This is a genomic window from Thermaerobacillus caldiproteolyticus, assembly GCF_015326725.1.
Classification (GTDB): Bacteria; Bacillota; Bacilli; order Bacillales; family Anoxybacillaceae; genus Thermaerobacillus; species Thermaerobacillus caldiproteolyticus.
Genome location: NZ_CP064060.1, coordinates 117,117 through 142,537, shown reverse-complemented (window position 1 = coordinate 142,537; position 25,421 = coordinate 117,117). Strand labels below are relative to the sequence as shown.

Below are 25,421 nucleotides of genomic sequence, written 5' to 3'. Positions count from 1 at the left end.
CTTGAACTCTATCGTAACAACTTGGCTGACATAAGAAGGATATAGCTCCTCTTAGTTAAATCATGCATGGTAATAGTTTCATAGAATTTGGAATGAGCATAAATTTTTCTTATTTTATTATTAAGCCCATCGGCTCGTCAATGGGGGCTTCAAGTATTTTAGCCAAAGCGACAAAGTGATAATTGACCTTGACAATTCATTCCAGTAAATTAAAAAATAGACTGAGATATAGGATGGGGATATGGTGAAACTATTTATCGTTCGTTCCCTTGTTTTTGCTATTTTGTGGATGGGGTATTTATATGAGCACTTTCAAAATACAAATGAATTCTCCCTTCTCCTGTTCATTAGTGCTTGCACGATCGGCACATACTTTTTTCTTGCTATTGTCAAAGAACCGCTTATTCTATACATTCTTATCGATTGCCTCATTCTTTTGGAAGAATGGCTTTATCCGCTGCCGAAAAATATGTATGTGCTATTACTATTTCTTTATATTTATTTAGAAGCCATTTTTCAATTAAATACCAGAAAATTCCGTTTATTTACAGTTGCCACTTTTCTATGTTCTGCAGCGATTACGATGCTTTTCCAAGACAAAGAAGTAGAATGGCTCATTGCTTTGGGGATTTTTTCGATAATTTCCATCACCTTAAATGAATATGTATACGAAAGAGAAGAACAGAGAGAAATGTATGAACAATTATTAGGAGAGTATCGGCGGCTAAAACGGTTGAATTATGAGATGGATCGTTCAGCGCGGCTCGAGGAACGGACAAGAATTGCTCGTGACATTCACGATTCAGTAGGACATAAATTAACCGCTTTACTGATGCAGCTCGAAATGCTATCCATTAATGAACCGAAAAAAGAATATGATGAATTAAAGAAATTAGTCCATGATAGTTTAGAGGAAACGCGCCATGCGGTAAAAGCATTAAAAACCGAGGAGAATGAAGGAATTTCTTCTGTGTTACAGCTAATTCGAAAATTAGAATCAGAAAACCATATCATGGTTCATTTCACAACAAAACAAGGGGTATTATCGGTTAAGCTTTCTAATCAACAAAATATTGTGTTATATCGCGTTATTCAAGAAGCATTAACGAACGCCATGCGGCATGCGCAATCGCGTGAAGTATTTGTGACATTAGGGAGGTCAGCGATAGGAGATTTAGAGTTTTCTGTGAAAAATCGCGTGTTTGAACCGAAATTGTTTCAACTCGGCTTTGGGTTAACAAATATGAAGGAGCGAGTTAAAGAAGTGGGAGGAACACTACGCATTTTTCAAACCGATCAGGAATTCGTTGTTCAAGGAACCATTCCGGTAAAGGGGAATTCACGATGATTCATATTTTGTTGGTAGAAGATCAGGCTCTTGTAAGACAAGGGTTAAAAATGATGATTGAACAAGATGAGCAGCTACAAGTCATTGCCGAGGCGGAACACGGACTCGAAGCGCTGCAAAAAATGGAAAAGCATATGATAGATCTTGTCATCATGGATATCCGTATGCCTGTGATGAATGGTTTAGAAGCGACAAGAAAAATAAAAGAGCAATGGCCAAATGTCAAAATTTTAATTTTGACTACGTTTAACGATGATGAATATGCGGTTCAAGCATTGAAAGATGGGGCGAATGGTTTTTTGCTGAAAACAGCTGAACAGCAAAAGCTGATTCAAGCCATATATAGTTGTATGAGAGGCGGAATGGCTATTCATGAAGATGTAGCAGCGAAAATGTTACCAAGATTATTAGAAAAATCGAAACAAGCACCTACTACAAACATTCCATTAACTCCCCGTGAACTAGCGATTACAAAATTAGTTGGGGAAGGAAAAACAAACAAAGAAATTGCCGCAGTTCTCCATTTATCAGTAGGAACTGTCAAAAACCATATTACGCAAATCTTACAAAAGCTCGATCTACGTGATCGTACACAACTTGCGATTTATGCGGTTAAACATGATATTACCTCATAAACATTGACCGGAGCAACACGGTCAATTTTTTGTTACGAAAATGACTCAAGTCACAGTTTTTCTCATGAAGTAATGACTGAAGATAGTAAGCGCGTTTACAAGAATATCGTAACATAAATATCAGATGAGAGGAGGAGAGAAAAAAATGATGTTAGAAGCAGTAGAATTAACAAAACAGTTTAAACAAACAAAGGTGGTAAACGGTGTTAACTTGTATTTAGAAAAAGGAGAGATTGTCGGACTGTTAGGACCGAATGGAGCTGGAAAATCAACGACAATCTCCATGATTTCCACTTTAATTCCGCCAACGAGTGGAGATGTTCGATTAAACAATAAAAGCGTCATTAAAGAGCCAAGTAAATTAAGAAAAGTGTTAGGAGTTGTACCACAAGAAATTGCTTTATATTCCGATTTGTCAGCGAAGGAAAATCTACAGTTTTTTGGTAGAATTCATCGCTTATCAGGAGCACGATTACAAAAGAAAGTAGATGAAATATTGGAACAAATCGGTCTAACCGATCGACAAAACGATTTAGTAAAACATTTTTCAGGCGGGATGAAAAGAAGACTGAATATCGGGGTGGCACTCTTGCATGAGCCGGAGTTTATTATTATGGATGAACCTACCGTAGGCATCGATCCTCAATCAAGAAATTATATCTTAGAAACCGTCAAACGATTAAACGAAGAAAAGCAAATGACCGTTTTATACACGAGCCATTACATGGAAGAAGCCGAATTTTTATGTGATCGCATTTACATTATGGACAAAGGTAGCATTATCGCTTCAGGAACAAAAGAAGAAATTAAAAATATTTTGTCGTCAGAAAATACAGTGGAAATGAAAGTCGAGAAAGTACAAGAACCATTTATTGATGCTTTGCGCTTACAACCAGTCGTTAATCACGTAACAGTGCAAGACAGAGTGATTACGATTTTAGCCCCTAAAGAAATCAATGTATTTCGTCTTTTATTTAAGCTGGCGGAAGAAACAAACACCGTTTTCACTTCCGTTGAAATCAAAACACCGACATTGGAAGATGTATTTCTGCATCTAACTGGTCGGGCGTTACGGGACTAGGGGGAAAATGAAGATGATTCAATCATTTATCAAAAAGCAATTTTTATTGTTTATTCGAAACCCGCATGAATTGCTTGTTCTTCTTGGTATGCCGTTTATTTTAGTGACCATACTCGGCTTTGCGCTTGGAAATGTCATGGACGGGGATGATGGTGCTCCTACAATTCATGCTAAAATTGCACTTGTTAATGAGGGAAATGAGCAAGCAGATATACAAAGGTTTGTTCATGAAGTAGAAAGCATGAAGCTATCGGCAAATCAGAAGCAAATGATGGTACACACAGCAAAAGCCATGCTTCCTGTTACTACTCTTAAAAATGAGGTATTAGGTTCAAAAGAATTAAAGAAGTATATAAAAGTAGTTACAGTCCAGCCATCGAAACTGAAAAAAGTTCGTCAAGATGATAGCTATGCCGCGATTATTAAGGTGCCGAACGGGTTTACGTATTCGGTGCTACGAAATGCCTTATTAGGAGAACAACAACCGGCAAAACTCTCTTTCTATGTGAACGAAGGAAAGGAAATGACATCTGAATTTGTTGAAGATATCGTATTGGAATTTCAACAGCGCTATTCTATGTTTTCTGCTCTCGGAAAGTCCGGATTCATCAATCATTCGTTCACAATACCTGACATTCATGTCCAAGGAAAAGTCGAAACCGTAACAAAGAAAAAACCGATCCATGCCATTACTTATTATATGGTTGGAATGAGTGTCATGTTTGTCTTATATATTGCCTCGAACGTCGGTTCTTATGCTTTTAATGAAAAACAATTGCATGTGTTTGACCGAATTTTGCTGGCCGATGTGTCAAAATGGTCGTACATGACTGGGATTTTTATTTCAACTGTGCTTCTTGCGTTTGTACAACTCAATATTTTATATGGAGTGACATCCTCGGTGTATCACATTAAATGGCCTGCCTTGTTTTCCTTTCTTATCGTTACACTCGCTTTATCATTGGCTGTTGGAGGCTTGGGAGTTTTGTTGACAGCATTAAATTTCCGGATCAATTCAGAGCAGGTATCGAGATTCTTTCAAAGTGTTTTAGTAACGCTCTTTTCCCTTCTTGGCGGAAGTTTTTTCCCTTCCGGCCAATTATCCGATTTCATGAATACACTTGGAAATTTTACACCAAACGGCTCAAGTATGAGTGCATATTTAAAACTATTGCAAGGCTATGGCTTAACGGAAGTTACACACTCCATCTTATATTTATGTTTGTTTAGCGCAGCAATGGTAGTAGCGTCAGTATGGGCCTTCCCAAAAAGGGGGAATTTATCATGATGAGTATTTTAGCGGCCAAAATTCGTTTATTTATTAGAAAGCCATGGATGTTTGTCATCACGTCTATCATTTGTATATTCATCGCTTTTATTATAGGTACAGCCAATCAAGATAAAATAAAAGTTCCTGTCTATAGTAGCCTTTCCAAACATGAAACAAACGAACTTCTTCATTCTTTACAGCATTCTGACCTATTTGCGTTTCAACTCATGAATCAAGAGAAGGTTCGCACACTCGTGAGCGAAGGAAAAGTAGAGGCAGGCGTCAAGCTAAAGAAAGACGATTTTGATTTGATCGTGTCATCCCAAACTGCAAATACAAGTTTAATTCGCCAATATGTTCAAAAAGTATATAGAGAGAAAAAGCAAACAGAGAAAATTGCTGAACATTCGAATGCTCCGCTTGAAGAAGTGGCCAAGGTGGTCAATAACGCGACGGCAAATCCTGTGTTTACATTAGAGAAGAAAAGCTTCCGTGGAAAAAAAGCAATCATTATTGATTCGCAATTGCAACCTATATTTGGATTTTCTCTATTTTTCGTCATTTACACGATTGCTTTTAACGTTTTTCAAATTTTAAAAGAAAAAAGAGAAGGAATATGGGATCGAATGATTCTTTCGCCGCTCAAAAAGTGGGAGATGTATATAGGAAATTTAATATATAGCTTTGTCGTTGGTTATATTCAAGTAGCACTGATTTTCACTGTCTTTCACTTTGGCATGGATATTGATTTTCACGGAAGATTTGCAGAGATGCTTCTATTATTAGTTCCCTATGTGTTTGCCATCGTTGCTCTATCGATCTTCATAGTAGGGCTTGTGAAAAACGAACAACAGTTTAATGCCATCATTCCGCTTATCTCTGTCAGCATGGCAATGATCGGCGGAGCTTACTGGCCTTTAGAAATTGTCTCCTCTAAAGTTTTATTAACTTTATCTAAATTTGTTCCTGTTACGTACGGCATGGAAATGTTAAAAGGAGCAGCGATATATGGAAATTCACTAAACGATTTATTATATCCTATTAGCATTTTGTTTTTTATGGGAGTAGTGTTAATGGGGATTGGCATTAATTTGGTAGAAAGAAGAAATGTGTAGTTCACATCCGGAAACTTAATATAAATATAAACGAAAGAAGAGGATATTTCATCAACTTATGAGACATCCTCTTTTTCATACCAACTTATACTAACATCGCCCTGTCACTTGCAAAGTGACTGCTGCGAATGCGCTGGAATTCTTGCAATAGCTTCTCAACCGTTAATGATTGTTTTTCTTTTCCGCTCGCTTCGAAAATAATTTGTCCCTGGTCCATCATAATTAAACGGTTCCCTAATCGAAGCGCCTGTTCCATGTTGTGGGTCACCATCAATGTTGTTAATTGTAATTTTTCAACCATGTCTTTGGTCAGTTGGGTAATAAGCTCAGCCCGCGCCGGGTCAAGCGCTGCTGTATGTTCGTCTAACAAAAGCAAATCCGGCTTTGTAAATGTCGCCATCAATAGCGATAATGCTTGACGCTCACCGCCTGACAACAATCCGACTTTTGCCGTTAATCGATTCTCCAATCCTAGCTGCAACGTTTTTAACGCCTCTCGGAAAAATTCACGGCGCTGTTTTGTCACTCCAAACTTCAATGTCCGCCGCTTCGTTCGATTGTACGCAAGCGCTAAATTTTCTTCAATCGTCATATTTGGTGCCGTGCCAGCAAGAGGATCTTGAAACACGCGACCAATGTAGCGGGCCCGTTTGTGCTCGCTTAGCTGCGTCACTTCTTGTCCGTTAATCCATACGGAACCTGTATCAGGAAGCAATTTTCCCGAAATAATGTTCATCATCGTTGATTTTCCGGCGCCATTGCTGCCAATAATCGTCACAAAATCACCGGGAGCTAACGTTAAGTTGATTGATTTTAAAGCAACTTTTTCATCGACTGTTCCTTCGTTAAACACTTTTGTAATCTGTCTGAGCTCCAGCAACGTGCTCCCCCCTCTCTCTTTCTTGTGCTCTCCGCTTTTTGCGCCGTTTTTCCTTTTGCGAAGATAAAACGTTTGGAACGATGAGAGACAGCATCACGATCAGTGCGGTAATCAGCTTCACATCACTGGTTTCCAAAAACTGCACACGCAAAGCGAGCGCTAAAATGATACGGTATACAATTGCCCCACCGATCACTGCCAAAGTGGCGCGGGCAACCGAACGAGCCCCAAACAACGCTTCACCAATAATAACAGAAGCAAGACCAATAATAATCATGCCGATTCCCATTCCGACATCGCTAAATCCGCCGTATTGTGCCACAAGCGCCCCGGAAAACGCCACAAGCGCATTGGACAAACCGAGCCCGAAAATCGTCAACAAATCGGGATTGGCGGAAAAGCTCGAAATCATTTGCTTATTATCACCCGTCGCCCGCAATGCAAGACCAATTTCCGTTTTCAACAATTGATCAAGCAATAACTTAATGATAAACACGGTAAGAGCCATACAGAACAGAACTGCCCATGTTCTCGGAACAAATGACTGTAAAGAAATGACGCGGTTAATCGCTTCATCAATCCCTGCCTTTTGCCACGCTTCCGTCAGCACTGTCACGACAGTTTCTTGCTGTAAAAGCGGAACGTTCGAACGCCCCATAATTCGTAGATTAATGGAATAAAGGGCAATCATCATTAAAATTCCTGATAAAAGCGGATTAATTTTTCCTTTTGTATGCAATAATCCCGTTACACAGCCGGCGATAAATCCAGCCAATAGGGCAACGGCAGAAGCGATGAACGGATTCGTTCCATTAATAATCAATACCGATGCCACCGCTGCCCCTGTTACAAAACTCCCATCAACAGTTAAATCGGGAAAATCTAAAATTCGAAACGATAAATAAACTCCTAATGCCATAATGGCATAAATAAATCCTGCTTCCACCGAACTAAAAATCGCTGTAAACATGATGTCCCCGTCCTTTTAAAAAATATCCCCGCCTTATATTCAAGGAGGGGCTGTACATTATTCAATGTATTCTGCGATCGAATCCCACTCTGGATTGAGCTTGACTCCCATTTCTTTTGCCGCTTTTTTGTTAATGAGTAATTTCAACTTCTGCGGATATTGAGCAGGCAAATCGGCCGGTTTCTTTTTCCCGGTTAAAATTTCTGCAGCCATTTCTCCCGCTTCATAACCGATATCATAATAGTCAAATCCATAAGCCGCAAAACCGCCGCGTTTCACTGAATCAAGCTCTCCAACGAATAAAGGAAGATCATGGTCGCTCGCCACTTGAATGACCGACTCTAATGCGGAAACGACCGTATTGTCGGTAATAATATAAATACAGTCCGCTTTTCCGACAAGCGATTCAGCCGCTTGCTTGACTTCCGCTGATGTCGATACCGAAACAGGAACAATCTTTAAATCCGTTCCTTTCATCGCTTTTTTGACAACATCCACTTGCGCGACAGAGTTTTGTTCGCCGGAGTTATAAATCATTCCAATACGGTTCCCTTTTATGTACTTGTCAATAAATTGCACCGTTTTCGGAATCGCGTCCGGATGCGTATCAGTCGTTCCCGTCGCATTGCCGCCCGGCTTTTCCATCGATTGCACAAGCTGTGCCCCCACCGGATCCGTCACGGATGTAAACACAATCGGAATGTCTTTCGTTGCATTGAGAGCAGCTTGAGCACTTGGCGTCGAATTGGCAAAAATTAAATCAACGTTATCTGAAACAAAATTATTCGCAATGGTTTGGTTGTTATTCATGTCTCCTTGGGCAATTTGCACATCATAGGAAACGGACAGCCCTTTATCTTTAAGTGCTTGCTTAAATCCCTTAAAAGCAGCATCTAATGAAGGATGCTCGACAATTTGTGTTACGCCGATTTTATATGTCTTCGTACCTTCACCTTCATTTTTGCTTGTTTCTTTTGCGCCGCATCCACCTAACAACAGGAAGCTAGCGGACAGCAGTATGGCCATGCGTTGAATCCCTTTTTTCATTTACTCCATCCCCTTAAAAACTTCATCACTTTTATGCTTTTATGTGTTAAATTATATAAGTTTATTATTCTACTTTCAACTATAATTTTCATAAAAATATAAAAATTATAAAAATAAAAAGCACCGAAAATCCGGTACTTTTTTACGCCTGAGAGGATGTTAATTTCTCTTTCAATGCTCTTCGTAAAATTTTCCCCGTCGTATTTTTTGGCAGTTCTTCTAAAAACTCGATCGAGCTTGGAACTTTATATTTCGCTAAACGCTCGCGGCAGTAGTCAATAAGCTCTTCCTCGGTTAGGCTAGGAGTTTTGGAGACGACAAAACATTTGACTGCTTCACCAAAATTGGGATCGGGCACGCCAATCACTGCCGCCTCGATAACGTCAGGATGGCTGTACAACACTTCCTCCACTTCGCGCGGATAGACATTATAGCCGCCGACGATAATCATATCTTTTTTCCGGTCGACAATATAAAAGTACCCTTCCTCGTCCATTTTTGCTAAATCTCCCGTATACAGCCAGCCATCGCGAATCGCGTGCGCCGTTTCTTCCGGCATTTTATAATACCCTTTCATGACGTTCGGACCGCGGACGACCAGTTCACCGACTTCACCGACCGCAACTTCTTCTCCGAATTCATTGACAACTTTATTTTCGACATTCATAATGCTTGTGCCGATCGAACCGGGTTTGCGCGGCCGATCAAGAGGGTTAAAACATGTCACTGGAGAAGCCTCCGATAATCCATATCCTTCTGAAACGATCACCCTAAATTTTTTCTCAAAATTTTTGAGCAGCGCTACTGGCATCGATGCCCCGCCAGAAATGCAGAGACGAAGTGTACGAAAATCATCTGGATTTCCTTCTTCATATTGGTAAAGAAAATTATACATCGTTGGAACTCCAGCAAAAATCGTCGCTTTTTGCTCTCGAGCAAGTTTGAAAATTTTCGCCGGGCTAAACTTCGGAACGATTAGCACCGTACCACCGTTCATCAGCGGTGCATTGAGCGCCACGGTTAAGCAAAAGACATGAAACATCGGCAGCGTGGCAATGACGCGGTCATCCTCATTGATTTTTAAATAGTTTGCAATGTCTTGAGCGTTTCTATAAAGATTTTTATGCGTTAACATCGCTCCTTTGGGCTTTCCTGTTGTTCCCGATGTGTAAAGGATGACAGCTGTATCATCGTCGGCTAACGTTGGACCCTCGTATTGAACATCCCCTGACAAAAGTATATCTGTAAACGATTTCATTTTTTTCGTTAATGAAATACCTTGTTCTTTTCCTTGTGGTGTTTCACAAATGATGACATGTTCAACTTGCGGCAGACGTGCTTCCATTTTGGCAAACAACGGAACAAGTAAATCGAAAGCGATGGCTGCTTTCACATCTCCATTCGTTAAAATATAACTGATTTCATCTGGCGTATAAATCGGATTTATCGGTATGACCGTCGCCCCTAAACGCAACGCCCCATATAACCCAATGACAAAATGCGGTGAGTTTCCGACTATTAACGCAATATGATCCCCTTTTTGAATCCCTATGTTGCGTAACCCGCTTGCAAATTTCGAAATCGCCGCATTCAATTCTCCATATGTACAACGTTCCCCTTCGTATACATACGCCTCCTTATCCGGTAATTGTTGAGCCACCTCTGCTAACCGTGATGATAGATTCATGAAACTCCCTCCCCCATAAAAGATAATGAATGAATAATCATTCATTTCATAATTTGAAAAATTCTAACTATATTATATGTAAACAATTAGAAATGAGCAAGAAAAACACAAATCCATACAGGATCTGGTTTCATTTTAATCTGTTTTCCTCTCATTCCTATTTTACCTGCTTACACAATGTCGAAATCTTCATTTTTTTCGTACGCCGACAAAGGAGATGATTTTATCACATATCCTTCCACCAGAAAATCAAAATCCATCTTCGATAAAGTAATAGAAATATATTACGGTCAGGTGATTCTTTTAGAGATAAAGTTTGAAAAATAGTTGTTTCAGTTGCACAACATGAGCGGGCAAGCCATTTGATCAGTTAAAGAATGACAGGGCTGAACAACCTCATTGGTATGAGTTTCTCTATTTTCACCCTAGTTTTGCCCCCTCTTTCTTAAAAATTCATTTTTCGGAGAATTATATTTGTTTCATTTGGTAAATTTTGAGTTGAAGATAAACCAATCGGTAAATGATGGAGCTACTATTTAAAAAACAATACAGTTGGCAATGCATGCGGCTCAACAATGATCAGAGAAAGTAACTTTGCAGGAACAGCTGCTGCAGCAATGGCAATTGTAACACAGGAATTGGCGCGCATACTGTTCCAGCACAATTGGGGTGGAGTGTAGCAAGGTCTCATGAAGTTGCCGATTCTTATCACATTAAAGCGACAGCTGGGAAAACTTCCCCCATTGTTGCTCGGCCATAGTATGATGCATACAATTTTGATGTTTGGTATGATCCCCGTTTTCTGAAGTGATTATCGTGTTGGGGATGGAGATGTGTCAAAAATCAATATTACTATTACTATGTTAATTAAACAAAAAGTGGTATTGAAGACGCTCTTCTTTAACAAGCACCGTCGCAAAATTAGGAGAGGATTTAGATGAATTCTTTAAAAAATATCAATCTCGTTAAAATCATATCTTTTATCATTAGTGTGATAGGACTATTTCTCATCTTAAAGAGTCCTGAATTAGGGCAAAGTTCTGCATGGGCACGTGAAGCAGGAGGAAGTGTGAAATCAGACGAGTGGATGCAAATGCTGCATGCCTATACTACATCATATAGAGCAGTAGGGATAATCTTTTTATCTATTGGTCTATTTTACGTGTTAAAGAAAGAATAGTTATTTCATCTCTTTATACATCATCCAAAAGTATAGCAAAACAAAAAGGTAAGCCACATATTCACATAACGAATATGGGCTTACCTTTATTTTTTTACTTTTCCCAAACAAGCCCCGTTTTTGCCAGTTGTACTTTTCCAGAAAACAATGCAGTTGCTTCCTTTACTAATTGCGGTAATTCGCCAAAATGCGGCAAATGAGTAAGCCAAAGCTCGCCGACATTCGCATCGCGGGCAATGGTTGCCGCTTCTTCGCTTGTCATATGTCCAGCCGGAGCAGCATTTTGACCTGCATAAAAATTGCATTCACAAATGAGTAAATCAGCATTTTCGGAAAACGGAACAAACTCCGGCAAATAGCTTGAATCTGCTGTGTATACGACCGTTGTCCCCCCTGCTGTAATCCGCATCGCATAGCAAGTCACCGGATGCATCGTCTTCATAAACTGAATCGTAAACGGTCCAACTTCGAGCGGTTTCTCAGGATCATATGAGATCGCTTTTGTGATTCCTTTATGCGCCAATCGAGTAAACCCGTCGCGATCGAACGAATGGCCGTAAATCGGAAGTTCGTGCAATGAAGCTCCAAGGTTTGTTTTAATCAGGCGTGCATATTGCAAAGGACCGATATCAGCAACATGGTCATGATGGTAATGCGAAATGATAACAGCATCAAGCTCTTCGACAGAAATATAATTTTGCAGCTTAGAAAGCACCCCGCTGCCGCAATCGACTAACAAGCGAAAACCATCATGTTCAAATAAATAGCCAGACGTTGCCTCGTTCACTGCCGGAAATCCGCCCCAGTATCCAATGACAGTAACTTTCATTATATTCCTCCTTAAAAACATGCTTTTTCTTCATCATACATAATTCCTCAATATTTTGCATCATTGATGAAATTTGTTTTAAAACAGTTATTGACATATCAAATTCTGTTATAATACAATATAAACAACAAAAGAACGGAGGCGATGGTGATGTTGGTAAAAGTGTTAGAATTTTTCAAAAGTATCCCACCTAAAAAATGTGCGGAATGCGGGAAAGAAATCGAAGAACAGCATGAATGCTACGGGAACAAATGTAACGATTGTTTAGGCGTTATCTATCATCATTAATAAAAAAAGGGATGCTCACCGTCAGTGAGTATCCCCTTTTTTCATGCAGTGTGATTTCTCTTATGTCATCAGGATCAATTGCATATTTTCCTTTACTCTTTCACCGAACCGGACGTTAAACCGGATACAATCCGACGCTGGAATAATAACACCATAATCACAAGCGGAATCGTAACAATGACCGTTGCCGCGGAGATTTCTCCCCAAGGAATCGTATATTGCCCTTGGAACATCGCAATTCCGACCGGAACGGTTTTATATTTTTCCGCTGTGTTAATCGTGAAGGAAAATAAAAACTCGTTCCACGCCGCAATAAAGACGAGAATCGATGTTGTGAATACCCCCGGTACAGCCAATGGCAAAATGACTTTAAAGTACGTCTGCATTGGGGTTGCTCCGTCCATTTTCGCCGCTTCTTCTAAATCAAACGGAATTTTTCTGAAAAACGTCACTAACAGCCAAATCGATAGCGGCAACGCAAATGTCGTATACGGAATAATTAAACCTAAATAACTGTTCGTTAAGCCAAATTTTTTCACAAACATATAAATCGGTGAAATCGTCGCAATTTGCGGAAACATAGATACTGCTAACACAATGCCAAGAATAACCGCTTTTCCTTTAAATTCAAGGCGTGCGATCGCATATGCGGCAAAAGCGGCAACGAATACCGTATAAACGGTCGTAATCGTCGCAACAACGGTGCTATTCCATAAATATCGTAAAAACGGATAGTTCACAAACACAGACACGTATGATTTCAATGTCGGATGGCTTGTAAACCAGTTAAACGCTCTGTCTCCGAACAGCTCGCTTAACGGCTTAATCGAACTAAGCAAAATCCATAAAAATGGAAACATAACGAAAAACACAAAGACAGCTAAAAACACGTAAAATAACGGGCCTGCTTTTTTCTGCATAATCTCACCCCTTCTTTATTTTTTCGCACTATCGGAGAGCAAATCAGCACCTAACAATTTAATATAAATAATCGAAATAATGGCTACGCAAATAAAGACGATGACCGCTAACGCCGAACCTTCTCCGAAGTTCGTTTGTGAGAACATCACTTTATACGCTAAAATTGAAATCGTTTCTGTCGAGTTCGCTGGACCTCCGCCAGTTAATACGTAAATTAAATCGAAGACGCGGAACGCATCAAGCGTGCGGAACAATAGTGCAACTAAAATGCTCGACTTTAATAACGGCAACGTAATTTTTATGAATTGCTGCCATTTTGTTGCTCCGTCAATCGAAGCAGCTTCATATAAAGAACTTGGGATCGTTTGTAAACCCGCAAGTAATAATAGTGCCATATAAGGAGTCGTCTTCCACACGTCAGCAAAAATGACGGCAAACATAGCGCCCACTTCTGTCGTCAGCAAATCTCCCATTCTATGAATAAGACCAATATCCGCAAAATACTTGGCAACAATTCCATTTTGTCCATCATATAAAAATTTCCACATCAACGCAGATACTGCCGTTGGAATCGCCCATGGAATCAGAATAGTAGCCCGTACAAGACCTCGACCGAAAAATGCTTTATTAATTAAAAGTGCAATTGCCAATCCCAGTACAAGCTCAACTGCAACAGAAATCACCGTAAATACGGTTGTATTCCATAGCGCCTTCCAAAGTCGATCATCTGTAAAATTATCTTTATAGTGCTTGAGTCCAACAAAGTTTGGTTCAATAATCGTTCCTTTTAGTCCTTGAGCAAGACCCGTTATTTTATCCGCTTGCTTTAGTTCACCTGCTTCTTTCATCTTTCCAAGTGTTTTTGCCACTTCGCGAATCGTGTTGTTGAATTTTTCCGCCACTTCTTTGTCTATCTCAACCATTTTTATCTCATCACTCGGAGACTCAAAATTATTCAATGCTTCGTCAACTTGTTTGTACCGCTTTGCTACTTCTTCATCAGAACGGATTTTCTCATCTATTCGTTGGAGTTGTTGCTGAACATTCGCTAATGTTTCTTTCACACCTCCGTTGGCAGTAGAAATTTCTTGTTTTAATGCACTATCTAAAAACGGATAGTTTTGTAAGTATCCTTCTAGATCAAGACTATAGTTTAAGTGAATCGATGATTTCGTCGGATCGTTTAATCGATAGTCAAACAAACTATAATAAAACGACTGAATGACAGGCCAAATAGCGACCGCTAAAATTAATAACATCGCCGGAGCAACAAGCGCATATCCTAATCGACGCTCTGAACGCTTCTCGTTTCCTAATGACTTCTCTTTTTTCACACGCTTTCCCCCTAGCATAAAGGATATTAGCCTTCAGCGCTTGTATCACAGCGAGCTGAAGGCTAATGAAATTGATGAAACAGCGCTTATTTTTGCATGGCTGCCTTAATTTCTTTTTCCATATTAGCAACCGCTTGCTCAACAGTGATTTCCCCTGTAATCGCTTTAGAGACATTAATTTGAATAATTTCAGATACCTCTGGATAGTTTGGAACAACAGGGCGTGGTACTGCTGCATCTAATGCTTTAACAAATCCTTCTTCTCCAAAGAACGGATTCGCTTTTAAAACATCCGCGTCTTTAAACAATTCTGGAAGAGTTGGTGCCAAGCCGCCGTAAATAGCGGAAATTTTTTGTCCCTCTGGACCTGTCATGAATTTCACAAATTCCCATGCCTCTTTTTTATGTTTAGAATATTTATTGATTGCTGTCATCCAACCGCCTAATGTTGCCGCTGAACCTTTATCACCTGCCGGCAGCGGCGCTACGCCTACTTTGCCAACAATTTTTGATTGTTCTTTGTCGTTCGCTAGTGCATATTGATAAGGCCAGTTACGGATGAATGGAGATTGCCCTTCAATAAAGGCCGTATGAGATTCAGGCTCCGTAAACGTTGTAATGTTGCTTGGAACAACGTCTGATTTGACGATCTCAACCATTTTCTTCAAACCTTTAATCGTCTCTGGGCTATTAACGACAACGTTATTGTTTTCGTCAACAATTTTTCCGCCATACGAAGCGATGAATTCTACCGCATTACATACTAAACCTTCATATTGTTTCGCTTGCATCAAATACCCGTATTTTGTTCCGCCTTTGCCTTTATATTCTTTTGCTTTTGCTAGTAACTCATCCCACGTTTTTGGTACTTGATCTTTCGGAATGATGTCCGTACGATAGAATAGCATTCCCGCATCGATAAACTTTGGCAGCGCCCATTGCTTCCCGTCAAAGTTACCTGCCGCTAATGCTCCTTGATTGTACTTGTTCAAATCAATACCATCCTGTTCGATAAAGCGATCTAATGGCAACGTATAACCTGCTTGAGCAAATTCTGCCGGCCAGACAACGTCAAGATCCATGACATCAATTTCGGATGACTGAGCGTTTAACATCGTGACATACGCATCATGTTGTTTGCCCGTGTCAGCAGGCATTTCGCGAAACTCAACCTTGATGTTTGGATGGGATTCTTCAAACGCTTCGATAATTTTTTCGGTTGCTTTTGTCGAATCTTGGCCGCGGGCATACACAATTTTGACGACTTTTCCTGAATTTTCGTTTGGTTTCGTAGTGTCTTTTTTATTGTCGCCTGCATTATTGTCGTTTGAACATGCTGTTAACCCAAGAGCAAGCGCTAACATTGCTGATGAAAATTTCATAGCCTTTTTCATCATTGATCCCCCCTGTATATGGTAACGATTTCAGATAACGGTTCCATCATTGCTCTGTTACAATTTTGCAAGCTTGTTGGTAACGGTAGATCCTCTTATGATTAGCTTTAATGGGAATTTATATATTTCGCGCTGCCGATACGTTCGAGAATGAATTTTTTCAATCATCACTTCGAGCGCCTTTTGCGCCATTTTTTCCACCGGCTGGTGCACTGTTGTAATCGTCGGTTCCATGAGTTGCGTAATCGCTTGGTTATCAAAACCGACAACCGCAAGATGGTCTGGAACTTTGCAACCGTGCTTTTTCGCTTCAGAAATAATTCCCGCAGCTACTTCATCACTACCGGTAAATACAGCCGTTGGTGGTTCAGACAGAGAAAGCATTCGATGGAACACTCGCCTGCCATCTTCACTATGAAGCGTATCTCGAAATGCATACTGTTCATCGAAAACAATCCCATATTCCGAAAGTGCTTTTCGAAACCCAATTTCACGATGATTGGCAACATTGCTCCGCGTGCTGCCACGACAATAGGCAATGCGGCGATGACCTTGTTCAAGCAAATGCTTTGTTGCTATGTATCCACCATGCACTTGATCAAGCATGACTGATGGGACATTCGCTTGTTCATCAAATTCGTTGCATAGAACGATTGGACCATAGTCTAAAAAAGGCTCGAGCACTTCCCAATCATTTTGAATCGACGCGAGAATCACCCCGTCGACCTGCTTGGTTTTTAAAAGATTCATATAGTTTAATTCTTTTTCTGATGAGTATCTTGTTTGGCAAATAATCAATTGATAATTGTGCTCAGCAGCAGCGATTTCCATCGACTCGACTAATTGGCTGAAAAATGGGTTCATAATTCGCGGAACAAATAATGCTATCAGCTCTGTTTTTTGGCTCCGCAAACTTCTTGCCGAAGAATTCGGAACATAACCGAGTCTCTCCATCGCTTCCATCACCAGTTTCCGCTTTTCTTCAGAAACATACGGATGGTTGTTGATCACCCTTGAGACGGTTGTCCGCGATAGTCCTGCCAATTTAGCGACGTCTTCAATGGTTGACATAATTTCTTCCCCCTTACGCTTGCAAAAATGTAACACCTCCCCAGGTTTTTGAAACCGTTTTCATATTCGGATTATAATGTACTTTATCTAAATATTCAACTAATAATCTTCAAAGTTTCAAAAAATTTTTTAAATAAGAAAAACGCCATCTCTTCAATTTCTCCTAAAAACTCCCCGCATCCTGCGCACAAACAGCGGAATTCCGTGAGAAGCAAATGTTCTCTCACTCAAAGGTGTTCTTGTCGCTCCAAGGAGACTGATTGGCCCCAGTGCAGCTTAAATCATCGTTTTCTAAGCCATGCTTTAAGCAAGTTTTGCATCTATATCATTTCAAGAAGCGAACTGCTTGGGTGTTGGAGCTAGATAAATTTCCGTTTCGCATTTATACTTTCTTAATCTAAAAAAACTCCTAAAGGCTACAATGCCTTAGGAGTTTCTGACATATCTTGTACTGCTTTGTAAAATTGTCGTTTATGTTGTATTGTAAAGTAAGTGATTGTTCCGAGAGCAAACACGATCATAAAAGCAAGTAAAGTATATGCATTTTTCCACATAAACGCAAAATCACCACTCGAAATGACAGAACGGAAGCCGGCTACGGAATACGTCATTGGCAACCAGCTGTGGATCGGTTGCAACACTTTTGGAATTAACTCTAATGGGAAGGTACCAGCACTTGTTGTTAATTGTAAGATTAAGATAATGATTGCTAAAAATCTTCCCGGATCACCTAACGTTGTGACAAGCAACTGAATTAACGCCATGAACGTTAAACTTGTGATGATCGTAAATACGATAAATCTTGCTATACTTTGCACTTCAATGCCTACCCCTGCAAGTAAAATCGTATCGGCTATCAACGATTGAATGATGCTGATCATAACTAGAACACCGAACTTGCTAATAAACCAACTTATTCCCGTTTTCGGTGTGCCTGCAGGTTCACGAAGAGGGAACACGATCGATACGAGTAAGGCGCCAACAAACAATCCTAACGATAAGAAGTACGGAGCAATCCCCGTTCCATAGTTAGGCACTTCGTTTAATTTTTCGTTTTTAATTTTAATCGGTTTCGCGAACATATCGTATACATCTTTGTTCGCTTTCACATTGTTAGCATCTTTGGCTCCATCGTTCAACTTGGCTGCCAATTCATTAGAACCTTTGTCTAGCGTCGTCATTCCTTCCGTTAATTGGTCAGATCCGTTAGAGAGCTGCTCCATTCCATGTGATAAGTTTCCTAATCCATTCGTGAGTTTTCCCATTCCGCTTGCCAATTGCCCAGATCCGGCTGCAAGCTGATTTGTACCATCTTGCAGTTTATCAGAACCGGAAGCAAGCTCATGTAGGCCGGCTGATAATTGTCCGCTTCCATTCATAAGCTGAGTCATTCCACTTTTCACTTCATTCATTTTTTCACCGAATGTCGCTAACCCTTGTACAAGTTCTCTCTGTCCATCGGCTAATGCTTCTGCCCCTGTAGTGAGTTGCTCTTGTCCTGCTTCTAATCGTTTGAGACCGTCGCTCAAAGCAATCGTTCCGTTATGCAATTGCGCTGCTCCAGAAGAAAGCTGATCAGCCCCTTCTTTCAATGCTGTAGCGTTTTCGGAAAGTTGGCTTATACCGTTGGTTACTTGTTTGCTTCCATCAGCGAGTTGCCCCACGCTCGCTCGCAATTCTTCAAGTGCTGCTTTTTGCTGTGGATCGGACGTTTGGGCGATCATATTATCAAGCCGGGCTGTCAGTTGTTCAAGTCCAGTACTTACCTGTGCTGCCCCCATTTTTGTTTGTTCTGCTCCCTGCGCCCATTGTCCTAGTGATGCAGACAGATTGCTAGCTCCGCTTCGTAATTGTGCTGCTCCGTTTGCGAGCTGAGGGGTTTTTTCATTCATTTGTTTCATCCCATAAAGAGATTGCTTTAATCCATCAGACAGTTGCTGAGAACCATCTCTCGCTTTTTCTGCACCATCAAACAATTTCTCTTGTCCTTCGATCAAGCGGGCAAAACCAGCATTGAGCTGATTCATTCCGCCGCTTAGACGCTCAGCTCCGGAACTAGCGGATTGTAATCCACTTTTGAAAACCAATGATTTTTCAGCCATCGTTTTTAAATGTGTGTACATTTCTTGAGCGCCATGCTCCGCAGAGAGCGCACCGCTGTGAAGCTCGTGTGTACCAGCTTTGGCCGAATCAACCCCATCCTTTAGCTTTATCGCTCCCTGTTTGGCGGAATCAATGCCATCATGCAGTTTCTTTGCTCCTTCGCTTGCTGATTCGAGTCCTTTGGCCAACTTCTTGATATTTTGAAACATCGTTTCGGCGTATGTTTCCGTCAATGTATCAGCAACGTCTTCTCTCAGTTTTTCAACGGCTTTATTTCCAATTTGCGCTGCCAAAAAGTTCATGCTCTCATTCGGCATATAAATGAGTTCCATTTTATGAGGATGTTCATCCTGCAACGTCGTTGCATACTTTGAAAAGTTTTCTGGAATTTTGATAACTAGATAGTATTTACGGTTTTTCAACCCCTTTTCCGCTTCTTTTTCGTCAACAAATTCCCAAGAAAACTGCTTTTTCTTTTTTAGATTCTCCACTAGATCGTCACCGATCTTCAACTGTTCTCCATTCAATGTTGCGCCTTGATCTTGATTGACCACAGCGACTGGTAATCTCTCTAAGTGGCCATACGGATCCCAAAATCCCCATATTAACATTCCGCTATACATAATAGGGATAAACAAAATAGCGATAATAGGAATCATAATTTTGCGATTCATCATAATTGTCTTTAGTTCTTGTAAAAATAATGAAACCCCTCGCATCAAACACTCCCCTCCTTTGTACGATTGACCGTTTTGTCCATTTAGTCATTTTATGTTAAAAAGAAGAAGGACTATCTATTTCGACAATCCTTTTAGAAAATACAACTCAAATAATTCAGCGATTTTCTCTTTTGTTAGCGGCTCATGTTCTTTTTCCCAATCAACAATTAAGGCAAGATACACTTTTAGCATTAAAAAGGCAGTGATTTCGGCATCACAATTGCGAATTTCCCCTTTTTTTATGGCGATGTCAATTTTCTCACGAATGTAGGCGATAATCGCCCGATCCAATTTTTTCATCACTTCTTGAACAGCCGGTGTTCCGATATCGCGAACTTCTTGAAGAAGCTTCACTGTTAATTGATGCTGTTTGCGAAACTCCGAAATGCGATATAAAGCGCGATGAACGTTTTCAAAAAACGGACGATCGGGATCCATTGCCTGCTCTGCCGCTTCTTTTATTTCTAAAATAAGCGAGGAGATAATTTCGTCTAACAAATCCTCTTTGTTTTTAAAAAACGTATAAATTGTCCCTTTTCCTACATTCGCAAGTTTTGCCACTTGCTCCATCGTCGTTGCCTTATACCCGAACAAGGAAAAAGATTTTGTTGCTGCATCAATAATTTGTTGTTTTCGATCGACTGCCATGTTCCTCATCCTTTTAATTGACTAAATGAACATTTTGGTCATTCCGTAAAATTATCATACCACATTGGTTGATAAAAATAAAGAGGTTAACTCCTTATTAGTTAACCTCCACGGTTTCCCGCTTATGCACTCGTAAATAATCAAGCACTTTTTTCACCGCTTCTTCGCCTTGGTCAATGCAATCTGGCAAGCCTAATCCTTCATATGAGCTTCCTGCTAAAAACACGCCCGGAAGCGCTTCTGCCATATTTGCTTTCACCTTCTCAAGCCGCTCTTTATGTCCGACCGTATATTGCGGCATTGCTTCTTTCCACCTTGATACGATCGAAAATTCAGGACGCCCGGCAATGCGCATAATTTTGTTTAAGTCGTCCATGACGACATTGACAATTTCATCATCGGACTGTTCGACGATTGCCTCATCTCCCGGCCGTCCGACATAGCAACGCAGCAACGCTTTTCCTTTTGGCGCGGTATGTGGCCACTTTTTATGCGTCCATGTGCAAGCGGTAATCGTATAATCGCTTCGGCGCGATACAACAAATCCTGTACCATCAATGTCTTGTTCAATTGCACTTTCGGAAAATGCAAGAGCAACCGTTGCTACCGACGTTGATGGCACTGATTTAAACGGAGCAAAAAACGGATAATCGGAAAACATCGTCGGTACCGTTTGATGCGGAGTCGCCACAATCACGCTATCAGCTGTCCATACGTCGCCGTTGCTTAGCCACAAACGATATTTTGTTCCTTGTCTTTCTACCGTTTCAACGCGAACTCCTTTTATGACACTTCCCGGCTCTAATCTCTTTTCGACTTCATCGACCAATGATTGCAGCCCTGTTTTTAATGTTTGAAACGCTCCTTTTCGCTGTTTCTCCGCTTTTGGCGTTGTTCGTTTCGTCCCTAACACAAGGCTGCCATACTTTTGTTCAACATGGAAAAACTGCGGGAACGTCGCCATTAAACTAAGCTGGTCGATATCGCCGGCATATATGCCTGATAAAAGCGGTTCAATTAAGTTTTCGACGACTTCATTTCCAAGTCTTCTGCGGAAAAATTGTCCTAAAGACAAATCGCCTTCCGCCTTTGTCGGCGGTAAAATGAAGTCGAAAGCAGCACGCAATTTTCCAAATGGGGAAAATAACCCCGTCGTTACAAATGGAGCGATTTTTGTGGGAATACCCATCACGGCCCCGCCCGGTATCGGGTACAAATTTCCCTTCAAAAGAATATACGATTTTCCTGTTGCGTTATGAACAATTTCGTCTTGTAATCCCACCTCATGAACGAGACGTGACGCGCTTAATTTTCTTGCTAAAAATGAGTCAGGACCGCGCTCGATCACAAACCCGTCACGAATAACTGTTTGGACTTTTCCTCCTAATCGGTGAGTTGCTTCTACTAATTTGCATTCCATGGGGAGCTGTTGCTCCTTAATAGCCTTTTGTAAATAATAGGCGGCCGCAATTCCTGTAATTCCGCCCCCAATAATGACAACCGTTCGTTTATCCTCACTCACTGTTTCATCGCCTTCTTTATAGGAGTTTTACACGCTTTAAAACGACCGTCGCTAATGCGTCAATAAACTGTGGTTGCGCATTCGGCATATCCGGTCTGTAATACTTTGCTCCAATTTCATCAGTTACATTTTTGCATTCGATATCATTATCATAAAGCACTTCTAAATGATCAGCAACAAATCCGACCGGAATATAGACAAAAGTCGTATATCCTTTTTCTTTGTGCAATTGTCTTGTTAAATCTTGTACGTCCGGTTCTAACCAAGGCTCCGGCGTATTTCCAGCGCTTTGCCAACCCACCGCGTAATGTGGTACATCTGCTTTTTTCGCAATCAAATCTGCTGTTTCTTGCAATTGTTGAGGATACGGATCACCGCTTGCAATAATCTTTTCTGGTAAACTATGAGCGGACACAATGAGCACGGCTTTTTCCCGTTCATCATCACTCATGGTGGCATAAATTTCTCTCACTTTTTCGACCCAATAGTCAATAAATTTCGGCTCTTGATACCAACTATCAATCGTGTGGATCACTGGACCACCTAACTTTTCTGCTTCCGCCTTGGCACGCACGTTGTACGATTGAATGCTAAACGTCGAAAAGTGCGGAGCAAGAACAATGCTCACCGCTTCCCTAATTCCGTCCTCATACATTTGCCGGACCGCGTCTTCTACGAACGGCTCGATATGTTTTAGTCCTAAATACATGTGAAATTCGATTTCGTCTTGAATGTCGTTTAATCGTTTTTCCAATTGTTTGGCTTGTTCTAATGTAATTTTAGCGAGCGGAGAAATACCGCCAATCGCCTCGTAACGTTCTTTTAAATCTTGCAATAGTTCAGGCAAAGGTTTTCTGCCGTGGCGAATATGCGTATAATAACGCTCAATGTCTTCCTCCTTGTAGGGGGTGCCATACGCCATGACAAGTAGCCCCATTTTCCTTTTTGTCATTTCTCTACACCTTCCATTGTCGTGATGTATATTCGTGAATAAACGCTGTTAATCGTTTTAACGTTTCCGGCTGAATGTCTGGGAAAATTCCATGACCTAAGTTAAACACATACCCCGGCTTCTCCATACCCTGGTCTAAAATCTCTTTCACCCGCGCCTCGATAACGTCCCAAGGTGCCAACAGCACCGCCGGGTCTAAATTTCCTTGAATCGCTTTTGTAATTCCGTTCGCGCGCGCCTCACGAATCGGCAACCGCCAATCTAATCCAACGACATCAAGCGGCAAATCATTCCACTCTTTCGCTAAATGGCTTGCCCCGACTCCAAACATAATGAGCGGGACGTTTTCTTCCCGCAATGCGGAGAAAATGCGTTCCATCGTTGGTTTAATAAAGTAGCGATAATCTTCAACATTCACAGCGCCTACCCATGAATCAAAAATTTGAATCGCTTTGGCACCAGCATGAATTTGCGCTTTGACATAGCGAATCGTCATCTCCGCAAGCTTGTCCATTAACGCAAACCACGCTTTTGGCTCTGCATACATAAATGCTTTTGTTTTATTATAGTTTTTCGATGGTCCGCCTTCAATCATATAGCTTGCTAATGTAAATGGAGCACCGGCAAAACCGATTAACGGCACGCTCAATTGTTCCGTTGTGAGCAGCCTAATCGTTTCTAACACATACGGAACGTCTTCTTCTGGATGGATTTCACCGAGTCTTTCCACATCCGCAAGAGAACGAATCGGATTAGCAATCACCGGCCCGATTCCCCCTCTAATCTCTACATCTACCCCAATCGCTGGAAGCGGTGACATAATATCTTTATATAAAATCGCCGCATCGACATTGTACTGTTCGACCGGTAAACGGGTAACATAGGCACAAAGCTCTGGTTGATGCGTAATTTCAAATAAAGAGTATTTTTCTTTTAACGCGCGATACTCCGGCTGTGAACGGCCTGCTTGTCTCATATACCAAACCGGAACATAATCGGTCTTCTCACCGCGACAAGCGCGTAAAAATGTATCATTGATCGCTTTTGTCATATTCATCCGCCTTTCTGACTCTCACTTCTATCGTATCAACAAACACTTCTATCTAAAAGAAAAATGACTTGTCCACTTTATTTGGCAAAAGAAAACTTGGCGCTACGCCAAGTTTATATTATAAGTACAATTACAACTATACAAAGTTCTTGCGACAATGTATAGGGAAGAAGCGAAACTGTCAAAAAATTGACGATTTATTTTTGCAAATACATAAGCGCCGCACTACCAAGCGTCTTCGCCGCAATAAGCATCGCTTTTTCATCAAAATCAAATTTTGGATGATGATGTGGAAACGGCTCAGTAATATGTTCCGCTTTTGCTCCGGTAAAGAAAAACGCTCCCTTGACATGTTGCAAATAGTACGCAAAGTCTTCTCCACCCATATGCGGCTCCGTCTCTTCCACTATTTTCACTTCTGGAATTTGTTTCGCAATTTCGACAATGAATTTCGTTTCCTCCTCATGGTTCACAACCGGTGGATAGCCACGCGTATACGTATATTCGTATGAGCAGTCCGCCGCTAAACAAACTCCTTTTGTGATTCTCCCAATTTCCCTCTCAATTTCAACACGAACTGCCTCATCAAAAGTGCGAACAGTACCAACAAGCTTCGCCGTATCAGCAATAACATTAAACGCATTATCCGCGACAAACGAGCCGATCGACACAACAGCTGGCTGTAATGGATTGACGCGGCGGCTGACAATTTGTTGCAGCGCAAGAACAAGCTGTGAGGCAATGACAATCGCATCTTTTGTTTTATGCGGCTGTGCCCCGTGACCGCCTGAACCTTGAATCGTAATTTCAAACCGATCTGCTGCCGCCATAATGGGACCGACGCGATATTGAATTTTTCCCGTTGGCTCCGTTGCCCATAAATGCGTACCAAAGATAGCATCAACACCTTCTAAACAACCGTCTTCAATCATGGAAATCGCTCCGCCGGGGGCATATTCTTCCGCATGTTGATGAATGAGAACAACCGTACCGGCCATCTCCTCTTTCATTTCATAAAGTACTTTTGCTAACACGAGTAACGTCGCTGTATGTCCATCATGTCCGCACGCGTGCATTACGCCTGGGACAGTTGATTTATAAGGGACGTCTTTTTCGTCTTGAATCGGCAGCGCATCAAAATCAGCGCGCAATGCCACTGTTTTTCCCGGCTTCGCACCGACAATTTTTGCCACAACACCATTTCCACCTACGTTTTCCCGCACCGGAATTCCTAATGCCTTATAATAGTCGGCTATGTATTTGGCTGTTTTATATTCCTGAAACGACAATTCTGGATGTTGATGTAAATAACGCCGAATCTCAACCATTTTATCAAAATACGCTTCTAAACGATCATGCAAATGTACAAGCAACTT

General features: G+C 41.0%; 22 protein-coding genes. 7 read left to right on the top strand and 15 right to left on the bottom strand.

What is annotated here, in order from left to right; all coding sequences use genetic code 11:
• Positions 1–241: 241 nt before the first annotated feature.
• The 5 genes from ISX45_RS00740 (at position 242) to ISX45_RS00720 (ending at position 5,449) form a co-directional block, all read left to right on the top strand.
• A complete protein-coding gene (locus ISX45_RS00740) occupies positions 242–1,348 on the top strand; it encodes a sensor histidine kinase (protein WP_228485598.1) in 1,107 nt (368 codons plus the stop codon).
• Positions 1,345–1,983 carry a response regulator transcription factor gene (locus tag ISX45_RS00735; RefSeq protein ID WP_181555694.1) on the top strand — a complete coding sequence of 213 codons (639 nt, stop codon included), beginning with the start codon at positions 1,345–1,347 and terminating at the stop codon, positions 1,981–1,983. The genes ISX45_RS00740 and ISX45_RS00735 overlap by 4 nt, the downstream gene beginning before the upstream one ends.
• 148 nt (positions 1,984–2,131) lie before the next feature.
• Complete coding sequence (locus ISX45_RS00730) at positions 2,132–3,064, top strand: ABC transporter ATP-binding protein (RefSeq protein ID WP_194520582.1); 933 nt, start codon at positions 2,132–2,134, stop codon at positions 3,062–3,064.
• Positions 3,065–3,077: 13 nt separating this feature from the next.
• The gene (locus tag ISX45_RS00725; RefSeq protein WP_194519725.1) at positions 3,078–4,352 is read left to right on the top strand and encodes an ABC transporter permease; all 1,275 of its coding nucleotides are present in this window, start codon (positions 3,078–3,080) and stop codon (positions 4,350–4,352) included.
• Positions 4,349–5,449 (top strand): ABC transporter permease, encoded by a 1,101-nt coding sequence (locus ISX45_RS00720; protein ID WP_181555692.1) that lies wholly within the window; start codon positions 4,349–4,351, stop codon positions 5,447–5,449. Before ISX45_RS00725 ends, ISX45_RS00720 begins: the two co-directional genes overlap by 4 nt.
• A gap of 85 nt (positions 5,450–5,534) precedes the next feature.
• Here the strand turns inward: ISX45_RS00720 and ISX45_RS00715 are convergent, their stop codons facing one another.
• The 4 genes from ISX45_RS00715 to ISX45_RS00700 form a co-directional block, all read right to left on the bottom strand.
• On the bottom strand, positions 5,535–6,329 hold the full coding sequence (locus ISX45_RS00715; protein ID WP_194519724.1) for an ABC transporter ATP-binding protein: 795 nt from the start codon (positions 6,327–6,329) through the stop codon (positions 5,535–5,537).
• Positions 6,295–7,299, bottom strand: coding sequence for an ABC transporter permease (locus ISX45_RS00710; protein ID WP_194519723.1), 1,005 nt, complete (start codon positions 7,297–7,299; stop codon positions 6,295–6,297). The genes ISX45_RS00715 and ISX45_RS00710 overlap by 35 nt, the downstream gene beginning before the upstream one ends.
• A 57-nt stretch (positions 7,300–7,356) precedes the next feature.
• Entirely contained in the window at positions 7,357–8,346 is a 990-nt protein-coding gene (locus ISX45_RS00705; protein WP_194519722.1) for an ABC transporter substrate-binding protein, read from the bottom strand.
• Between the two features lie 142 nt (positions 8,347–8,488).
• Positions 8,489–10,033 carry a fatty acid--CoA ligase family protein gene (locus tag ISX45_RS00700; protein WP_194519721.1) on the bottom strand — a complete coding sequence of 515 codons (1,545 nt, stop codon included), beginning with the start codon at positions 10,031–10,033 and terminating at the stop codon, positions 8,489–8,491.
• 937 nt (positions 10,034–10,970) lie between these two features.
• Between ISX45_RS00700 and ISX45_RS00695 the strand changes: the two genes are divergently transcribed.
• On the top strand, positions 10,971–11,213 hold the full coding sequence (locus ISX45_RS00695) for a hypothetical protein (protein ID WP_194519720.1): 243 nt from the start codon (positions 10,971–10,973) through the stop codon (positions 11,211–11,213).
• A gap of 94 nt (positions 11,214–11,307) precedes the next feature.
• On the opposite strand, the gene ISX45_RS00690 is transcribed toward ISX45_RS00695, so the two are convergent.
• A complete protein-coding gene (locus ISX45_RS00690) occupies positions 11,308–12,042 on the bottom strand; it encodes an MBL fold metallo-hydrolase (RefSeq protein ID WP_181555686.1) in 735 nt (244 codons plus the stop codon).
• Between the two features lie 150 nt (positions 12,043–12,192).
• Between ISX45_RS00690 and yhfH the strand changes: the two genes are divergently transcribed.
• A complete protein-coding gene (gene yhfH, locus ISX45_RS00685) occupies positions 12,193–12,330 on the top strand; it encodes a protein YhfH (protein ID WP_194519719.1) in 138 nt (45 codons plus the stop codon).
• Positions 12,331–12,422: 92 nt separating this feature from the next.
• Here yhfH and ISX45_RS00680 read toward each other — a convergent pair whose 3' ends face one another.
• The 10 genes from ISX45_RS00680 to ISX45_RS00635 form a co-directional block, all read right to left on the bottom strand.
• Entirely contained in the window at positions 12,423–13,250 is an 828-nt protein-coding gene (locus tag ISX45_RS00680) for a carbohydrate ABC transporter permease (RefSeq protein ID WP_181555684.1), read from the bottom strand.
• Positions 13,251–13,265: 15 nt separating this feature from the next.
• Positions 13,266–14,603, bottom strand: coding sequence for a carbohydrate ABC transporter permease (locus ISX45_RS00675; protein WP_194519718.1), 1,338 nt, complete (start codon positions 14,601–14,603; stop codon positions 13,266–13,268).
• A 68-nt stretch (positions 14,604–14,671) separates the two neighbouring features.
• Positions 14,672–15,979 (bottom strand): ABC transporter substrate-binding protein, encoded by a 1,308-nt coding sequence (locus ISX45_RS00670; protein ID WP_181555682.1) that lies wholly within the window; start codon positions 15,977–15,979, stop codon positions 14,672–14,674.
• Positions 15,980–16,036: 57 nt separating this feature from the next.
• Complete coding sequence (locus ISX45_RS00665; RefSeq protein WP_181555681.1) at positions 16,037–17,050, bottom strand: LacI family DNA-binding transcriptional regulator; 1,014 nt, start codon at positions 17,048–17,050, stop codon at positions 16,037–16,039.
• 416 nt (positions 17,051–17,466) lie between these two features.
• Positions 17,467–19,872: a YhgE/Pip domain-containing protein gene (locus tag ISX45_RS00660; protein WP_194520581.1), complete on the bottom strand. Its 2,406-nt coding sequence runs from the start codon at positions 19,870–19,872 to the stop codon at positions 17,467–17,469.
• Positions 19,873–19,947: 75 nt separating this feature from the next.
• Positions 19,948–20,520: a TetR/AcrR family transcriptional regulator gene (locus ISX45_RS00655; protein ID WP_181555679.1), complete on the bottom strand. Its 573-nt coding sequence runs from the start codon at positions 20,518–20,520 to the stop codon at positions 19,948–19,950.
• A 97-nt stretch (positions 20,521–20,617) separates the two neighbouring features.
• Positions 20,618–22,042 carry a protoporphyrinogen oxidase gene (gene hemY / locus ISX45_RS00650; protein WP_181555678.1) on the bottom strand — a complete coding sequence of 475 codons (1,425 nt, stop codon included), beginning with the start codon at positions 22,040–22,042 and terminating at the stop codon, positions 20,618–20,620.
• Positions 22,043–22,058: 16 nt separating this feature from the next.
• On the bottom strand, positions 22,059–22,994 hold the full coding sequence (gene hemH / locus ISX45_RS00645; RefSeq protein WP_181555677.1) for a ferrochelatase: 936 nt from the start codon (positions 22,992–22,994) through the stop codon (positions 22,059–22,061).
• A gap of 4 nt (positions 22,995–22,998) precedes the next feature.
• Positions 22,999–24,045 (bottom strand): uroporphyrinogen decarboxylase, encoded by a 1,047-nt coding sequence (gene hemE, locus ISX45_RS00640; protein ID WP_181555676.1) that lies wholly within the window; start codon positions 24,043–24,045, stop codon positions 22,999–23,001.
• Between the two features lie 197 nt (positions 24,046–24,242).
• On the bottom strand, positions 24,243–25,373 hold the full coding sequence (locus ISX45_RS00635) for a M20 family metallopeptidase (RefSeq protein WP_194520580.1): 1,131 nt from the start codon (positions 25,371–25,373) through the stop codon (positions 24,243–24,245).
• Between the last annotated feature and the right edge of the window lie 48 nt (positions 25,374–25,421).

Coding starts and splice junctions, on each gene's coding strand:
- ISX45_RS00740 (WP_228485598.1), top strand. CDS start 242: ATGGTGAAACTATTTATCGTTCGTTCCCTTGTTTTTGCTATTTTGTGG.
- ISX45_RS00735 (WP_181555694.1), top strand. CDS start 1,345: ATGATTCATATTTTGTTGGTAGAAGATCAGGCTCTTGTAAGACAAGGG.
- ISX45_RS00730 (WP_194520582.1), top strand. CDS start 2,132: ATGTTAGAAGCAGTAGAATTAACAAAACAGTTTAAACAAACAAAGGTG.
- ISX45_RS00725 (WP_194519725.1), top strand. CDS start 3,078: ATGATTCAATCATTTATCAAAAAGCAATTTTTATTGTTTATTCGAAAC.
- ISX45_RS00720 (WP_181555692.1), top strand. CDS start 4,349: ATGATGAGTATTTTAGCGGCCAAAATTCGTTTATTTATTAGAAAGCCA.
- ISX45_RS00710 (WP_194519723.1), bottom strand. CDS start 7,299: ATGTTTACAGCGATTTTTAGTTCGGTGGAAGCAGGATTTATTTATGCC.
- ISX45_RS00705 (WP_194519722.1), bottom strand. CDS start 8,346: ATGAAAAAAGGGATTCAACGCATGGCCATACTGCTGTCCGCTAGCTTC.
- ISX45_RS00700 (WP_194519721.1), bottom strand. CDS start 10,033: ATGAATCTATCATCACGGTTAGCAGAGGTGGCTCAACAATTACCGGAT.
- ISX45_RS00695 (WP_194519720.1), top strand. CDS start 10,971: ATGAATTCTTTAAAAAATATCAATCTCGTTAAAATCATATCTTTTATC.
- ISX45_RS00690 (WP_181555686.1), bottom strand. CDS start 12,042: ATGAAAGTTACTGTCATTGGATACTGGGGCGGATTTCCGGCAGTGAAC.
- yhfH (WP_194519719.1), top strand. CDS start 12,193: ATGTTGGTAAAAGTGTTAGAATTTTTCAAAAGTATCCCACCTAAAAAA.
- ISX45_RS00680 (WP_181555684.1), bottom strand. CDS start 13,250: ATGCAGAAAAAAGCAGGCCCGTTATTTTACGTGTTTTTAGCTGTCTTT.
- ISX45_RS00675 (WP_194519718.1), bottom strand. CDS start 14,603: ATGCTAGGGGGAAAGCGTGTGAAAAAAGAGAAGTCATTAGGAAACGAG.
- ISX45_RS00670 (WP_181555682.1), bottom strand. CDS start 15,979: ATGAAAAAGGCTATGAAATTTTCATCAGCAATGTTAGCGCTTGCTCTT.
- ISX45_RS00665 (WP_181555681.1), bottom strand. CDS start 17,050: ATGTCAACCATTGAAGACGTCGCTAAATTGGCAGGACTATCGCGGACA.
- ISX45_RS00660 (WP_194520581.1), bottom strand. CDS start 19,872: ATGCGAGGGGTTTCATTATTTTTACAAGAACTAAAGACAATTATGATG.
- ISX45_RS00655 (WP_181555679.1), bottom strand. CDS start 20,520: ATGGCAGTCGATCGAAAACAACAAATTATTGATGCAGCAACAAAATCT.
- hemH (WP_181555677.1), bottom strand. CDS start 22,994: ATGACAAAAAGGAAAATGGGGCTACTTGTCATGGCGTATGGCACCCCC.
- hemE (WP_181555676.1), bottom strand. CDS start 24,045: ATGACAAAAGCGATCAATGATACATTTTTACGCGCTTGTCGCGGTGAG.
- ISX45_RS00635 (WP_194520580.1), bottom strand. CDS start 25,373: ATGGTTGAGATTCGGCGTTATTTACATCAACATCCAGAATTGTCGTTT.